This window comes from Bacteroidota bacterium, assembly GCA_016714535.1.
Lineage (GTDB): Bacteria > Bacteroidota > Bacteroidia > AKYH767-A > OLB10 > JADKFV01.
The window spans coordinates 72,002-87,656 of sequence record JADKDR010000009.1 but is presented as its reverse complement, the minus strand read 5'-3'; the positions used below and the strand labels follow the sequence as shown (position 1 = coordinate 87,656).

General features: G+C 37.4%; 15 protein-coding genes and 1 pseudogene. 12 read left to right on the top strand and 4 right to left on the bottom strand.

Annotated features, from left to right (window positions below; all coding sequences use genetic code 11):
* The first annotated feature begins 16 nt into the window (after positions 1-16).
* From gyrA to IPO27_12915, 10 genes and pseudogenes are all read left to right on the top strand, one after another.
* Positions 17-2,620 carry a DNA gyrase subunit A gene (gene gyrA, locus IPO27_12960; protein ID MBK8847395.1) on the top strand — a complete coding sequence of 868 codons (2,604 nt, stop codon included), beginning with the start codon at positions 17-19 and terminating at the stop codon, positions 2,618-2,620.
* Between the two features lie 56 nt (positions 2,621-2,676).
* Positions 2,677-3,843, top strand: coding sequence for a tetratricopeptide repeat protein (locus tag IPO27_12955; protein ID MBK8847394.1), 1,167 nt, complete (start codon positions 2,677-2,679; stop codon positions 3,841-3,843).
* A gap of 334 nt (positions 3,844-4,177) precedes the next feature.
* Positions 4,178-4,436: pseudogene (locus IPO27_12950) on the top strand (DMT family protein).
* A 574-nt stretch (positions 4,437-5,010) separates the two neighbouring features.
* The gene (locus IPO27_12945) at positions 5,011-5,379 is read left to right on the top strand and encodes a hypothetical protein (protein MBK8847393.1); all 369 of its coding nucleotides are present in this window, start codon (positions 5,011-5,013) and stop codon (positions 5,377-5,379) included.
* A gap of 137 nt (positions 5,380-5,516) precedes the next feature.
* Positions 5,517-6,470 (top strand): hypothetical protein, encoded by a 954-nt coding sequence (locus IPO27_12940; protein ID MBK8847392.1) that lies wholly within the window; start codon positions 5,517-5,519, stop codon positions 6,468-6,470.
* A gap of 62 nt (positions 6,471-6,532) precedes the next feature.
* Complete coding sequence (locus IPO27_12935; protein MBK8847391.1) at positions 6,533-7,303, top strand: hypothetical protein; 771 nt, start codon at positions 6,533-6,535, stop codon at positions 7,301-7,303.
* 249 nt (positions 7,304-7,552) lie between these two features.
* Positions 7,553-8,347 carry a cytochrome-c peroxidase gene (locus tag IPO27_12930; protein MBK8847390.1) on the top strand — a complete coding sequence of 265 codons (795 nt, stop codon included), beginning with the start codon at positions 7,553-7,555 and terminating at the stop codon, positions 8,345-8,347.
* Between the two features lie 30 nt (positions 8,348-8,377).
* Positions 8,378-8,782 (top strand): hypothetical protein, encoded by a 405-nt coding sequence (locus tag IPO27_12925; GenBank protein ID MBK8847389.1) that lies wholly within the window; start codon positions 8,378-8,380, stop codon positions 8,780-8,782.
* A gap of 350 nt (positions 8,783-9,132) precedes the next feature.
* Positions 9,133-9,699, top strand: a complete 567-nt coding sequence (locus IPO27_12920) for a hypothetical protein (protein MBK8847388.1) — start codon at positions 9,133-9,135, stop codon at positions 9,697-9,699.
* Entirely contained in the window at positions 9,683-10,564 is an 882-nt protein-coding gene (locus IPO27_12915; protein MBK8847387.1) for a 4-hydroxy-tetrahydrodipicolinate synthase, read from the top strand. The genes IPO27_12920 and IPO27_12915 overlap by 17 nt, the downstream gene beginning before the upstream one ends.
* Before the next feature lie 2 nt (positions 10,565-10,566).
* Here the strand turns inward: IPO27_12915 and IPO27_12910 are convergent, their stop codons facing one another.
* The 4 genes from IPO27_12910 to IPO27_12895 are packed head-to-tail and all read right to left on the bottom strand — an operon-like array spanning position 10,567 to position 13,321.
* The gene (locus IPO27_12910) at positions 10,567-11,583 is read right to left on the bottom strand and encodes a dipeptide epimerase (GenBank protein MBK8847386.1); all 1,017 of its coding nucleotides are present in this window, start codon (positions 11,581-11,583) and stop codon (positions 10,567-10,569) included.
* A 60-nt stretch (positions 11,584-11,643) separates the two neighbouring features.
* On the bottom strand, positions 11,644-12,042 hold the full coding sequence (locus IPO27_12905; protein MBK8847385.1) for a DUF4907 domain-containing protein: 399 nt from the start codon (positions 12,040-12,042) through the stop codon (positions 11,644-11,646).
* Positions 12,043-12,045: 3 nt separating this feature from the next.
* Positions 12,046-13,101 carry a hypothetical protein gene (locus tag IPO27_12900; GenBank protein ID MBK8847384.1) on the bottom strand — a complete coding sequence of 352 codons (1,056 nt, stop codon included), beginning with the start codon at positions 13,099-13,101 and terminating at the stop codon, positions 12,046-12,048.
* Positions 13,070-13,321, bottom strand: a complete 252-nt coding sequence (locus tag IPO27_12895) for a hypothetical protein (protein MBK8847383.1) — start codon at positions 13,319-13,321, stop codon at positions 13,070-13,072. The genes IPO27_12900 and IPO27_12895 overlap by 32 nt, the downstream gene beginning before the upstream one ends.
* A 261-nt stretch (positions 13,322-13,582) precedes the next feature.
* Here IPO27_12895 and IPO27_12890 point away from each other — a divergent pair, with 261 nt between their 5' ends.
* Positions 13,583-15,319, top strand: a complete 1,737-nt coding sequence (locus IPO27_12890; GenBank protein ID MBK8847382.1) for a CotH kinase family protein — start codon at positions 13,583-13,585, stop codon at positions 15,317-15,319.
* A complete protein-coding gene (locus tag IPO27_12885) occupies positions 15,262-15,648 on the top strand; it encodes a hypothetical protein (GenBank protein MBK8847381.1) in 387 nt (128 codons plus the stop codon). Before IPO27_12890 ends, IPO27_12885 begins: the two co-directional genes overlap by 58 nt.
* The last annotated feature ends 7 nt before the right edge of the window (positions 15,649-15,655 follow it).

The following is a 15,655-nucleotide window of genomic DNA, read 5'->3' as shown; positions in this document are numbered from 1 at the left end:
AAGAAGAAAGAAAAAAATGGAAGAGAACAGTAGTGCCGAAAATGGCAGGATTATCAAGGTAAATATAGAAGATGAAATGAAGACGGCCTACATCGATTATTCGATGTCGGTTATTGTAAGTCGTGCATTGCCCGATGTACGCGATGGATTAAAGCCGGTACACCGCAGGGTGTTGTACGGTATGTTAGATCTGGGAGTATTAAGCAATCGTACCTATAAAAAGTCGGCACGTATAGTCGGAGAGGTTTTAGGTAAGTATCATCCACATGGCGATTCATCGGTATACGATACGATGGTGCGAATGGCACAAGACTGGAGCCTGCGCTATACCCTGGTTGATGGGCAGGGTAATTATGGCAGCATGGATGGTGACCCACCTGCGGCAATGCGTTATACCGAAGCACGCCTTCGCAAGATTGCCGAAGAAATGTTGCATGATATAGAGAAGGAAACCGTTGACTTCCGTCCAAACTTTGACGATACACTCCAGGAACCAACTGTTTTGCCTAGCAGAATACCTAACTTATTAGCAAATGGAGCATCGGGAATTGCTGTTGGTATGGCTACTAACATGGCCCCGCACAATCTTACCGAAGTGCTAAATGGAATAATTGAATACATAGATAATAAAGAAATTACCATTGAGGAGTTAATGAAAATCATCATAGCTCCTGATTTTCCTACCGGTGGAATTATTTATGGTTATGGTGGTGTTCGCGAAGCATTCATGACCGGACGAGGCCGCATTGTTATTCGAAGCAAAACAAATATTGAGACTACCAAAGACAACCGTGAGCGTATAGTTATAACCGAAGTACCTTACCAAACCAACACAGGGGTATTGCTTGAGAAAATAGGAGACTTAATAGGCGAGAAGAAAATTGAAGGGATATCTGCTATGCGTGATGAAAGTAATCGCGAAGGCACCCGTATTGTATTCGAAGTTAAGCGCGATGCCATGGCCAATGTGGTTCTCAACAATCTTTTTAAATTTACAGGACTTCAAACATCGTTTAGTGTAAATAATATAGCGCTTGTGCATGGTCGCCCATTGATGCTCAACCTGAAAGATCAAATAGTGCATTATGTGGATCACCGCCACGAAGTTTTAGTGCGAAAATCCAAATTTGAATTAGCCGAAGCAGAAAAGCGGGCACATATATTAGAAGGGTTACTTATTGCCCTCGACCACTTAGACCAGGTAATTGCTTTGATACGCGCCTCTCAAACCCCAGACGAAGCCAAAAATGGACTTATCACAACCTTTGCACTTAGCGAAATTCAGGCAAAAGCAATTTTGGAAATGCGCTTACAGCGCCTTACCGGACTTGAGCGTGATAAAATTAAGGATGAATATGCCGAATTGATGAAGCAAATAGCTTACCTTAATGAAGTACTTGGAAGCCTGACTTTGCGCATGGAAATACTAAAGGGTGAAATGATAGAAATGCGCGATAAATATGGCGACAAGCGCAGAACCGAAGTAGTAATGGCTGATGATGACATCAGCATGGAAGATATGATAGCCGATGATTCGGTGGTTGTTACCATATCGCATTTAGGGTACATTAAGCGCACACCACTTGCAGAGTATCGCACTCAAGGACGTGGTGGACGCGGATCTATGGGAAGTTCGGTGCGCGAAGAAGATTTTGTAGAACATATATTTGTGGCTACCAATCACAACTACCTGCTGCTATTTAGCGAAAAGGGACAATGTTATTGGTTGCGCACTTACCAATTGCCCGAAGGAAATAAGACAACCAAAGGCCGCGCCATTCAAAATCTTATAAACATTGAACCTGGCGATAAGATTAAAGCTTTTATCATTGTAAAAAATCTGGTTGATGAGGAATACCTCAATAACAACTACATTATAATGGCTACCAAACAGGGAATTATTAAGAAAACCTTGTTAGAGGCTTATTCACGACCACGTAGCAATGGAATTAACGCTATTAACATTTCGGACGGTGACGAGTTGCTTGAAGCAAGACTTACCAATGGTCAAAATGAAATAGTTCTTGCAACGCAGTCAGGAAGGGCAATACGCTTCAACGAAAGTACCGTGCGTGCCGTAGGCCGTAACAGCATAGGTGTTACTGGTGTGCGTATGGATGAAGACAAAGATTTCGTAATTGGTATGATTTGCCTTTCGGATACTACCAAAGAGACCATATTAGTGGTGAGCGAAAATGGCTATGGCAAGCGCAGCGATATCGAAGACTATCGAGTAACCAACCGGGGAGGTAAAGGTGTTCGTACCTTAAACGTAACAGATAAAACAGGAAACCTGGTGGCTATAAAATCAGTAGTAGAAACTGATGACCTAATAATTATAAATAAGTCGGGAATTACCATCCGTATAGAAGTAGAAAAATTGCGTGTTCAGGGAAGGGCTACTCAGGGAGTAAGACTGATAAAGTTGGATGATGATGATAGCATTGCATCGGTTTGTAAAGTAGATGCAGTTGAGCTAAAAGATGAGATTGCTGTGAATGAAGATGAAAATGGTGTAACGTTAGATACTACAGGAGCGATTGATTCGACAGCCACCGAGCCTGAAACTGGTAAAGATGCACGGAATAATGAAAAGCCGATTTGTAATTATGTTAAATAGAAAAAATATTTTAGATTGATATTTCCATTTAAAAATAAAAACTTAAGTTATTAAAAATGAATAGATTAATTTTGATTATCTGCCTTTTAAGTTTAAGCATTAATTTGATTGCTCAAAAGGCCAAAGTGCAAAGCGCATACAATTATTATCAATACAAAGAGTATGATAAAGCAATGCAGGCAATTGACGAAGCAAGTGCCAATGAACAGAGTATGGCCATGCCTAAAACATGGTATTACCGTGGAATGATTTACAAAGCATTGGTTACCGATGATAAATTTAAGGCATTGGCACCCAATGGAATAGAGACAGCCATAAGTTCTTATCGCAAGGCATTAGAACTTGATCCGAAATATGAATACAAACCTGAAATTTTGGCTGATATCGATCAATTGAAAAATCTGATTTTTACTAATGGAGTTAAGGCATACGAGTCGAAGGATTATGCAGGAGCACTCCGATATTTTGAACAAACCTTGGCCGACAGCCCGAATGATACTACTGTTCTTTTAAATTGCGCCTTAGCAGCACGTCAAGATGGGAATAAAGAAAAATCAAAACTCTATTATACCAAGCTGATAGAGAATAAAATGGATGATCCTGCAATCTATCAATCGCTGGCCGCACTTTATACCGAAGAAGGCAATAAAGAAAAAGTAAGTGAAGTAGCTGCCGGACTTAAGCGCTATCCGGGCGATCAGGCATTAATGGTATTTCAATTAAACGATGTACTTGAAAAAGGCAATCCCGAAGAAGCCCTTGAGCCATTAAACAAAGCAATTGCAGCGGATCCTAAAAACCATGAACTATATATGGCCAAAGGTAGCATGCTCGATAAATTAGCAGCAGCTTCAAAAGAGAAAAAAGAAAACGCAAAGGCAGACGAATACAACAAACAGGCTATAGAAGTGTATAGAAAAGCAATTGAAATTAAACCGGATTACTTTGATGCCAATTATAATGTTGGGGCATTACTATTTAATGACGGGGCAGAGTTAATTAACAAAGCCAACGATTTACCACCAAGCAAACAAAAAGAGTATGACGCCTTGTTGGCAAAAGCAAACACAAACTTCAAAGCTGCAAAGCCTTATCTTGAAAAAGCCTATCAGCTAAACAATACCGATCAGGGAACTTTAATTTCATTAAAACAATTGTATGTAAGGTTGGGTGAAACCGATACCGAAATATATAAAACGATAGATGCTGCTTTAAAGAAATAAGTAGTACAGAAACGGAGGCAAGTCCTCCGTTTACTCGTAATTTTATATTTAACATAATATTAATTATAGGACATTTGTATTTGTAAGCCATTATATAACAATGTGTTAAACTTAGATCTAATTTTTAAGATTTTCGATCCAGGCAATAGCTAGTTCACAACCAAAACACAAGGAATTTAAGATCTCAGTAAACGATTTTAGGTTCAGAGCCTTTTCTTTATTTTGCCATTCTTGTTTATTAAAAATCGCCTTAACTAGAATCTTTCATAAAAAATGCGTCATTTCTTGCCATAGGATTATTGCTATTTTAAATGCTTTTAGTACTTTGCTTTGCATGGGCATCTTAAGTTCAAAGATGTTTTGTAGGGAAAGTAAACAGGGTATTTTTTTAATTCTATTAATAAGTTTGGGCATTGCTTTTAATGAATATTGTTTTCAAGTACCAGCAAACCGTATCGGTTTTAAAAAGCATGGTGGCCTTTATTATTTAAAACAACTTAAAGCAATTTAGGAAGTGGGAATTTGATTTTATCTGTTTTTTTTCGACCATATTTTTTAAGTCCGAAGAATTCAGATTGATGCATTTTTTTTGATTTTGGACTCTTGGTATTAGCTGTTTATTTAATTTTCAAAAAATAAGATTAACAGCAGATTACCAAATAATGTAATTACAAATATCGATTTTAAAACAAATGACAAAGCACGCATCGAAAATGTTTCTTCAAAATCTTGGTTGGTGATATGAGCAATTAATAGACAATGGCTTACCAGATTAAAGCAAAATTTTAAGAGTTAACGACCAAGATGACTAATTCAAAGCCAAAACAGGTTGGACAACATGATACAGAAAATATAATCATCAGCACCCTACTCTATTCCAATTACCCAAAAATTCATATCAGAGGCATAAATCAAGAGTCAAATTGGATGAAGCAACTTGATATTGATAGAATAATGAATAAGCATAAACTTTATGCAATTTTAATATAGTAAAACTATGTAGCTAGATAACATAATTGTAACTCAAACATGCAGTGCGCAAGCACCTCTATAAGTTCGTTTTTCATTATTCAACCGAATATTTATTTTTTACTAAACCTATCAAAGTATAAAACATGAGAAATGTCATTGCATGATACAATTATTTAATCTTCTTTTGAACCGTTAATGAAAAAATTCCTACTCTTATCTCTTGTCGGCATTATGATGCTTTCTGCTTTTAGGCATACGATGATATTTGTTCATTATCTCATCAACAAACAGACTTATGCAACGGTGCTTTGTGAAGACAAGGCAAAACCCAAAATGAATTGTTATGGGAAGTGTCATATGATGAAAGAAATGAAAGAGCAGGACAAAAAGGATCAAGGCCCTACATCGTCAGCAAAAGAAAAAAATGAAACAGTTCAATTCTTTCAAAAAAACATCCACTTCCCTTTCAGCGCTTGTTTTGAAATAACAAAATACGATAGCTTCTTTCTCTTGCGCAAAGCACAATCTGTAAGCTTTTCAATCTTTCATCCACCAACCGTTTAACTTATTTATTTCTTATTGTCACGCACGCTACACATAGTGTGCATGATGGCTATATTTCTTTTGCTTATAGAAGCAAAGAAAAACAGTGTTGCATTTAAGCAACTTCAAATTGTTGTAATAAATATTTTAACAAAAAAATGAATAAACTAATTATCATAGTAATTGTTATATTAAGTACTCAACTGCTCCACGCATGTGATTTTTGTAATTGTTATTTGGGGTTAAATCCACAGTACAAAAAGAACATTGTTGGCTTGCGGTATCATTCTATGAGATACCATGGAACGCATCATAATTTATCAGAGTTTGCCGATGCCAATCTCTCCCAAAGCCATTTTTGGGAAAAGCGCAATATCCTGGAATTATACGGACAGTTATATCCGGTTCAAAAACTCCAACTAATATTTTCCCTTCCATACATCTATAATGCTGAGGGAACAAGCAGTAAAGGCGAAGATGCAATGAATGGACATCATCATGGTGAGGCTGAAAGCGATGAACCCATTAAAGGAATTGGCGACCCAATTGTGATTGCTCATTATCAGTTGTTCAACAAAACAAACATGGATAGTTCAAAACTATCGCATCGGTTGTTTGCCGGAGGTGGTATAAAATTTCCAACAGGTAAATACAAGCTTGGTGTTAATGGAAACCCTCTTGAACGAATGCATCAACCCGGAACAGGCAGTTGGGATTTTATTGCTAGTACGTCTTATTTGGGAAAAATTAACCGCGTAGGTTTCAATGTAAATGCGTCTTATTTGATTGCTACTATCAATAGTGAATCTTTTCAATATGGAAACAAATTAAATGCAAATGCAATAGTTTATTATCAATTTAATGTAAACAAAATGCAGCTTAATCCTAGCACAGGAGTATTTGTTGAACAGGCAGGTAAAGATTGGAACGAGAATTATTATATCAGCAATTCAGGTGGAACAATAACTTATGCTCATGCAGCCTTAGATTTTTATTTTAATAAAATATCCATCAATACAGCATTTCAATTACCCGTTAGTCAAACATTAAATATGCCGCAACCTGAAATGAAATTCAGAATTATAACGGGCATTTCGGTTGCACTTAATTAATTCAAATAATAAAAAACAAAATCAGATTAATCACTTATCAAACAATTTTAAAAATAAAGAAAATGAAAAAAAACAAAGTAATCTTAATGGCCCTTGTGGCATTGCTAACAACAGCAACAATTTTTACAGGATGTAAAAAAGATGATGACGAAACACCGGCACCAACACCAAGCACGGAGCAAAAACTTTCTTTCCATATGCATACCATGGTAGGAACAAGCGCTGCTGTTTATGGAACGCAGTATCAGGATGCATCAGGAAGAAAGTTTAACCTTTCCGATTTTCGTTATTATCTTTCGAATATTGTTCTTATTAAAAATGATGGAAGCCAGCTACCGATATCCGGAAAAGTTATTCTTGTTAATCCGGCAACCAGCAAATATGAATTAGCAAAAGTGCCTATTGGCTCTTACAAGGGTTTTAAATTTATCGTTGGTTTAGACAGTGCTACCAATCACAGCGACCCAACAACCTATGCGGCCGGCAATCCGCTTGCAATACAAAGTCCAGGCATACATTGGAGTTGGAATAGTGGCTACATCTTTATGAAAATAGAAGGAAAGGTTGATACTACACAGGCTGCAAACGGACCTCTTGATTTTGAATACTTCTATCATATTGGTATGGATAATTTCAAGTGTAGCATTGATTTTTCTACTGAGGCGTTTACAGTTGTAAGTGGAAGCGATTATGAAATAGGTTTGGAATTCGACTTGCTGAAGGTGTTGAACAACGTAGACATGCGAACAGAAAACGCAACCCATACTATGGACAACATGCCTCTTGCTACAAAAATTGCCAACAACTGGCCAACAGCCTTTTCAATAGAATAAGACAATGAGAGTGATTTCATTTACAGAATCCATCTTAAAAGCCCTTCTGCCCAGAGGCAGAAGGGCTGTGATGGTGATTTGCATATTCTTTTGCATTTCCGCTTGTAAAAAGGATCCGGCAGCAGAAGACAAAGGCAACGAAGTACTGATACTTAATACACCCACGGGATTTCCTTATCCTCTTATCCCAGCCGACAATCAACCAACGCAAAACAGAATTGATTTGGGTAAGAAATATTTTTTGACCCATTGCTTTCCCGCGATAATACCATTTCGTGCAGCAGTTGTCATCACACCGATAAGAAGTTTACCGATGGCGTGCAGTTTAGTTTAGGCATTGACAGCAATCGCACTACACGCAACTCAATGACTATTTTAAATACAGCCTATCAACCATATATGTTTTGGGATGGTGGTGTGCCATCACTTGAACAACAAGTGCTTGCGCCAATAGAAAATCCGCTTGAAATGGATTTTGATATAAATCAGGTTGTAGCAAGGTTAAACAAGCATCCTGATTATCCTTCTCTTTTTCAAAAAGCATATAACCAACCGCCAAGTGTATATACACTCACTCGGGCAATTGCTTGTTATGAACGCACACTCTTTACTGGAAAATCGCGTTATGATGATTACCTTTATGACAAAAACACAGCAGCATTAACACCCTCCGAAATAAATGGAATGAATATTTTCTTTGCTGAGAAGGGAGAATGTTTTCATTGTCATGGACAGTATAATTTTACTGATTACAGTTTTAAAAATAACGGAGTTTATTTAAACTACGTTGATAGTGGACGCGCACGAATTACGCTACAGCAAGCGGATGTTGGGAAATTTAAAGTGCCCTCTTTGCGCAATATAGAACTCACCGCTCCCTATATGCACGATGGCTCAATGGCAACTTTAAAAGATGTAGTTGAGCATTACAACAGTGGTGGCCACCCACATCCTAATAAAAGCGGACTCATACTACCATTGAATTTAACAGTACAGGAAAAGCAAGATTTGGTTAATTTTCTAAAAGCATTAACTGATAAATAATTATTTCAAAAAACTTAACAAAAAAAAGAAATGTCAAAATATATCATCACTGCAATTGTCCTAACAACAATAATTTCCTCTTGCAAAAAAGATGAGGACAAATGCACAGCTAGCAAAGGTGGCAGTTTAACGATTGTAGCGTTTCCGCAACATCATAGTAAACCCATATTCAATAAAACGAATTACCTCGATACAATTTACGTAAAGTTCAACTCGAAGGAATCACCAGGATTAAGCCCCGCAAATTACGACACTTACTTTGTAGGCGAAGCAGGCGAAGACCATGTTCACATGGAGGGTTTGAAATGTGGTGACTACTTTTTTCTTGGAGCCGGTTTTGACACTACCATCAATGCACGTGTTGTAGGTGGTATTCCATATTCTACCGATCAAAAGGAAGGAGAAATAAATATAAATATTCCTGTTACAGAGTAATTTGGTTTAGGTTGGTTTGCCTTTAGTAGTAATGATGCATTTCATTGCTTCAAACAAACTATTACGCATAAAGCCCATTCCAAGAATTATTTAGTGTTCAAACCATAGCATATCAATAGCATTTACACATAGAAGCCAGGCATTCGAACAAGGCACGGGTTAAATAGTATGATTTCTATGCTTGAGGCGCTTATTACAATTCATGATTTATCTAGTGTAAACAAGATTAACTTCTTTAGTGCGATCTAACACTTACAGCAATCGTACATCAACAGAGAAATACTATAATAATAGTTACATATTCCATTTAGCATTTATATATTTGTGCTTCTGCCAATTTGATTTGAAATATGTCTATAAAGAAAAAAAAGGTTCAGCAGAAGATTGCTGATTACCTATTTCGCAAAGAACTGCAAAAGCAACACCGCCACCCGCGTAGTGTATCGTTTGACCGCGCGCTAAAAATAGGCATCTTATACGATGCCACTTACGAAGAAGATTATGAAGTAATTAAAAAGTATGTAAAAAGCATGCGCGACTTACAGAAAGACGTGCTTGCACTAGGCTATATTGACCAAAAAGAAATGCCCAACATGCGCTTTAGTAAATTGGGGCTCGATTTCTTTACTTTTAAAAATCTTACCTGGCTGCTAAAACCAAACCACCCAATGGTGGATAAGTTTACACAGGTACATTTTGATATCTTAATTAACCTCAACATTCATCATTGTTTTCCGCTTAAGTACCTTGCGTCTATTACCAAGGCAAATTTTAAAATTGGACGCTACGAAGGACGCCATCACCAGTATTGTGACTTTATGATAAAAACAAATGATAAAGTAACACTTGCTGCTTTTATCGAGTTGGTAGATAAATATTTAAAACATATAGGTAACGCCCATGTACGAACCGCTTAATGGCACAGGAGTAGCACTTATTACTCCATTTAGCAAAGATCTTACGGTTGATTACGATGCTTTAACGCGAATGGTAAATCACCTGATAAAAGGAAAGGTTGAATACATTGTAATACTTGGTACTACTGGTGAAAACGTTACCCTAAGCAACGATGAGAAGCACGAAATAATTAATCACATTATTGCCGTTAATAAATCCCGAATAAAACTTGTATTAGGTGTTGGTGGCAATAACTCTGGCTTAGTAGCGCATCAGTTGAGTCAAATAGCATATAAAAATTTAAGTGCAATACTTAGTGTAGCGCCATATTACAATAAACCCAATCAAACAGGTTTGTATCAACATTATAAATTGATAAGCGAGTCTTCTCCCCTACCTGTTATATTATACAATGTTCCTGGCCGCACTGGTGTTAGCATAAGTGCCGAAACACAACTGGCCCTTGCATATGACTTTAAAAACATTGTAGCCACCAAAGAAGCAAGTGGCAACATGGATTTAATAATGAAAATAATTAAAGACAAGCCCAAGAAATTTGGCGTTATCAGTGGCGATGATAACCTAACACTACCAATGATGAGTGCCGGTGCTCAAGGCGTAATAAGTGTAAGCGCCAATGCCTTTCCGCAACTAATGAGCAACCTGGTGCAATCTGCGCTCTCGGGCGATTATAATCATGCCCGCGCTTTACATTACAAGTTGTTTGATATTACCAATTTGATGTTCGAAGAAGGTTCGCCTGCAGGAGTAAAATTTATACTGAAGCAAAAAAAGCTTATTGATGATAATGTAAGGTTGCCTCTTGTTAAATCTTCTGCAACGCTGCAAAAAAAAATAAATATTTCATTGAAGGAACTCAAATAGCCTTAGGCTATTTGTTGCCATTGCAAATTGGCACTTGCACGCTCAGCAATTCCTAATCCCAATCCTTTATTAATGCTTATTTGCCCATTCGCAAACCGGATGTTTTCGAAGGGATCGTTTTTAATCAATAACGGACCATCAAGGTCGAGCCAGTCGGCTGCACCCATTAAGTGTGCAGCTGCAGAAGTACCGCAACTGCTTTCGCTCATACATCCTATCATTATTTTTTTTTGCAATTCATGCACTTCTTGAATAATATTCTTTGCACGTGTGAGACCGCCACATTTCATGAGTTTAATATTTACACCATCAAAGTAGTGCAACAATTCCATACTGGCATTGTCACCTTGAAAACTTTCATCAGCTATTAGCGGAATTTGTGCGATGGCTTGCAAAGCAGGCATTTGTATTTCCATGCCTTCAGGCATGGGCTGTTCAATAAACACACACCCTTGTTGCTGTAGGAAATCAACTTTAAATTTTGCCACTTCAACATCTTTCCATGCCTGATTAGCATCTACACAAAATTTTTTGTTGCTAAGTCTTTTAAATAAAGCAACAAAAGACTCGTCATCAGTTCCAATTAGCTTTAATTTTATTAATGTAAATGCAGATGCTTCATCCAGTTTTAGTTTCAATTCCTCATGTGAGCAAAACCCAATTGTGTAAATAGATTCAGCCGGAGTTGGTCGTTTATATTTTTCTAAATAACTTAAACATGAAAAGGAATTTACTTTTCCATAAAGGTCGTGCAATGCAATGTCCAATGCTGCTTTGGCTGCATAGTTACCTTCGTTTGGTGTAACAAAATTTACATGCTTATTAAGTCCATTTTCATCAGTAAAATCTTCAAACGATATTTTGCTGATAAAATCAATTACAGATTGTTGACTTTCTTTCACATAAGGAGGCAAGGTAGCTTCGCCAAATCCTGCAACATCGTTCATTACTAATTTTACAAAAACCGAATCGGTACCATCGCGTATGCCATGTGCTATTGCAAACGGATGTTTAAACATCAGACGATATGGAGCAATAAATACCTGCAACGAAATTTATATTAATTCTTTAACAATGCATTAATGGCTAATGCCAATACTGTCTAACTCATTCAAGGTTATCGAAGGAGGCATTTGATGATTCTCAACCTTGTACTTTACAATTTTGGCTACAGCTTCAGCATCGGCCTGGCTTCGGAAGCCACTGTTGCCAGACACTACGGGAATATTTGGTTGAAAAATGCGCATCGATTCACCAACGTAAACTGCATAGCCATATCCTTCACTAACTCCGCTTTTAGGGTAATCTGTATTTGAAAAAATCTTAAAAGACACGTTGGTAAGAGGTGGAGGTTTAGGCATTTGCGAAGTATCCCTTTTTTCATGATTCTCGAATAACTCATTCCTGGAATTTTCAGTTGTAACGGTACCAGTACACGCTACAAAAACAAAGAAGAATGCAATCAGAAAATATCTCATTGGTTACTGTATAATGGCAAGTTTGCCGGAGGTTACAAATAAGTTGTCGCAACTAACGGTGTACACATAAATGCCCTCTCTGAATCGACCAAGCGAAAGTTGCAAAGTTGTAGTTGTCATTTTATAGGACTGAGTAGTAATTAGCCTGCCAGCCATGTCATACATCATAAAGGTAAGCGTTTTATCTATTGCATTTTCGCACTCAAGTTTAAGATTTGATTTGGTAGCTAAAGGGAATACATCAATTATGCAGAATGTTTCGGTGCTATCCACAATGGAATCAGCTGGTCCAAATGACCACATATCATCATAGTATTGCCCAAAATCCTGGCCTCCTAATACATAGCCAAAATCGCCAATGCTAAACGAAGAAGTACCCTGCCTTGCACCGTCTGGAAAGTCGGGAATGGTATCCCATTTATCAAGAAAGCGGTCGTAACGGTAAAAATCTTTATACTCAGTATTGCCATTTTTGCCAAGGCCAACAAATCCCTGTCCATCAATATCAAAAGCAACAGCGTTGCTACGTGGAGCTCCAGCAAAGGAACTCTTTTGTGTCCAGGTGTTGGTGCTTGCATTAAACATCCATACATCATTGCTTGCTGCACCATTAACATTACCGCAGCATACCCAAGCTTTATCCAAATAAGTAAATGTAGCAGCCGCAAGCGTATTCATATTTGGAAAGTCAGCAGCCTGATACCAATTATTGGTATTGGGATCGTAACGCCACATATCCTTACCGTTACTACTTGTACCCATACCGATATACGCGCTGTCCTTTACACTGAAAGCAATAGCCTCGGCCCTGCCTTCGGGCAGACTAGCAATTTGTGACCATGAGTCAAGAGCAGGGTCGTAACGCCAACAATCACTGAAAAAAGTATTTGGAACAATATCATCTTGCCCTGTACCAATAAAACCATAAGGGGCAATACTAAAACCAACACTCCTTATACGTTTGGTGCCTGCAAAATTAGCAAGCCTTATCCAAATATTGCTGCCGGGATCATACCTATAGAAATCTTTATAAAATATTATTAGTTTGTCCTGTGCCATAATACCCTTTGCCTTTGAGCACAAAGGAACTTCCATAGGCCCAACCATTGCCGGGATAGCTTGCTTTTTGTGTCCATATATAGGATGCACTGGCTACATACTTATGCTGAATGGCAATAAATAGAAAAGTAATTATAATGTACAGCTTCTTACCCGACACAAATTTGCTATTGAATAGTTCTATAGTGAACAAATTAAGCGCATAATAATTAGTTGACAAAAAAATTTCTCAAATTTAGTCAAGCTGCCCTGCTTTTTTGGGCGAAATTCAATTTTTAATACCAATTCTCCTCCAATTCGATGATTTGTACCCGTCACAGTCATCATTGCTCACTAAATTAATCTTGTTCATTTTGAAATGCTAAAGGCCTTTCAAAGAAATCTAAAATTACTAGAGCCTTTTTCTTTGATATTTTTTTTTAACTAATTCTCATTCTTTATTCCATAAAAAAACTATTATTACATGCGAAACTTTATTATCATGAAATATATTTTATCTATAACATTATTTGTTGGTATATCCATTTGCACCCAACAAAAGGTAACAGCACAAACATACTTTACCAACACAGGTGTAATAACTAATGATAGCAATTGGAATATATTTAGTATAAATGTTACGAACCCACTTTTTCCGTTATGCAATGGCAGTTATGGATTAGAAGAAGTATGTGTTTCTATTAATCATCCAATGGTGCAGGAATTAATTCTCATCGTTATATCTCCCGACGCTTCAATCTATCAAATATACAATGGCAATGCAGTTGGGGCTAATTTTAATGGTGCATGTTTTAATGCAGTCGGGGTTGACATAGGGGCTTCCTGGCCTCCTTATATGGGGGATTTCATACCCAATTATCCGCTAGGTGTTTTTAATAATGGACAACCAACTGCAGGGTCATGGCTTTTGGTGGTTATTGATAAAAAACAACCAAACAATGCAGGAACACTTACATCATGCAGTTTCAAATTCAGCACGAATCCTTCTCCACCTTTCTCTTTTGATTCTACCAACCTACCTATTGTTAAGATTGAAACCAATGGAGTTATCATTGTTGATGATCCAAAGATTCCTGCCTCTATCGGTATAATTGATAATGGAGCGGGAATCTTTAATCATCCTACAGACACCTTTACTTTTAAACACAAGATAGGCATTGAAACAAGAGGTGCGAGTTCTGCAATTTTACATCCACAAATTCCTTATGGATTTGAAACATGGGACAGTCTTAATAATGAAATTGATACATCTATACTTGGACTGCCACCCGAAAGTGATTGGATATTGTATTCGCCACAAAACGACCGATCACTTATGCGCAATGTTTTAACTTATCATCTTGCTAATCAGATGGGACATTATGCCTCGCGCACACGCTTTGTCGAGCTAATGCTAAATGGAAGTTACAAGGGTGTTTATGTATTAATGGAACGAATAAAACGTGATAAAAATCGGGTGGATATAGCCAAACTAACAAATACTGATACAGCAGGTGTAAACCTTACAGGGGGCTATATCTTAAAAACAGATTGGTGTGTAAATGGTTCTTGCGATGGATTTTATTCTGTTTATACTGATCCGAATAATGGAAGCCCTTCATTTTACGAATATGTTTATCCCAAATCACAGGATATGTTACAAGTTCAAAAAAATTATATAAACGCTTACATGGATAGTTTTGAGCTCGCATTAAGTGGCACTAATTTTTCTGATCCGATTCTGGGTTTCCGCAAGTACATTGATATCCTGGCGGCATGCGACTTTATATTTATAAATGAAATGAGTCGAAATGTAGATGCTTACCGGGCCAGTAATTATTTTTATAAAGATAAGAACAGCAACGATGGTCGCTTTGTATTAGGCCCCGTGTGGGATTATAATTTCGCATGGCGCAATGCTGATTTTTGTAATTCAGACCAAATATCGGGTTGGGATTATAGTAATTACGCTTGTGCTCCCAAAGTTTTTTGGGCGAAGCGAATGGTGCAGGATCCATGGTTTCAAAACCGCTTACAATGCAGGTGGCAGGATCTTCGTGCCAATCAACTTGATACAGCATCCATCAACCATTTTATTGATTCGGTTGCATTATTTCTAAATGATGCCAAAAGCCGACACTTTGCAATTTGGAAATCGTTTGGTGCAGTTCCAAATTTATATTGGCCCCCTCCTATTTCTCTAAATTATCAGCAAGAGATTTCATATATGAAAACCTGATAGGCCAACGTATCAACTGGCTCGATAATAATTTCCCTGGAGTATGTAATAGCACACCCATTGATGATGCTCCCACAATATCCAATTCCGGAGTAAGTGTTTTTCCAAGCCCTATTATTGATTATGTAATATTTGATGTATTCGGCCATACAGATTGCCTTATTACCTTGAGCGATGTTACCGGAAGAGAGGTTTACAAATCAACTCCTGTAGCTGCTGGACAGTTTGTTTTGAATTGCAATTTTTTGCAATCAGGAGTTTACCTTTATTCGGCTACACAGGCCACTAACGGCAAAGTAATTTCAAATGGTAAATTATTAAAACAATAAGCTAAGT

Coding starts and splice junctions, on each gene's coding strand:
- IPO27_12945 (MBK8847393.1), top strand. CDS start 5,011: ATGAAAAAATTCCTACTCTTATCTCTTGTCGGCATTATGATGCTTTCT.
- IPO27_12940 (MBK8847392.1), top strand. CDS start 5,517: ATGAATAAACTAATTATCATAGTAATTGTTATATTAAGTACTCAACTG.
- IPO27_12900 (MBK8847384.1), bottom strand. CDS start 13,101: ATGGCACAGGACAAACTAATAATATTTTATAAAGATTTCTATAGGTAT.
- IPO27_12925 (MBK8847389.1), top strand. CDS start 8,378: ATGTCAAAATATATCATCACTGCAATTGTCCTAACAACAATAATTTCC.
- IPO27_12890 (MBK8847382.1), top strand. CDS start 13,583: ATGAAATATATTTTATCTATAACATTATTTGTTGGTATATCCATTTGC.
- IPO27_12935 (MBK8847391.1), top strand. CDS start 6,533: ATGAAAAAAAACAAAGTAATCTTAATGGCCCTTGTGGCATTGCTAACA.
- IPO27_12920 (MBK8847388.1), top strand. CDS start 9,133: ATGTCTATAAAGAAAAAAAAGGTTCAGCAGAAGATTGCTGATTACCTA.
- IPO27_12915 (MBK8847387.1), top strand. CDS start 9,683: ATGTACGAACCGCTTAATGGCACAGGAGTAGCACTTATTACTCCATTT.
- gyrA (MBK8847395.1), top strand. CDS start 17: ATGGAAGAGAACAGTAGTGCCGAAAATGGCAGGATTATCAAGGTAAAT.
- IPO27_12910 (MBK8847386.1), bottom strand. CDS start 11,583: ATGTTTAAACATCCGTTTGCAATAGCACATGGCATACGCGATGGTACC.
- IPO27_12905 (MBK8847385.1), bottom strand. CDS start 12,042: ATGAGATATTTTCTGATTGCATTCTTCTTTGTTTTTGTAGCGTGTACT.
- IPO27_12955 (MBK8847394.1), top strand. CDS start 2,677: ATGAATAGATTAATTTTGATTATCTGCCTTTTAAGTTTAAGCATTAAT.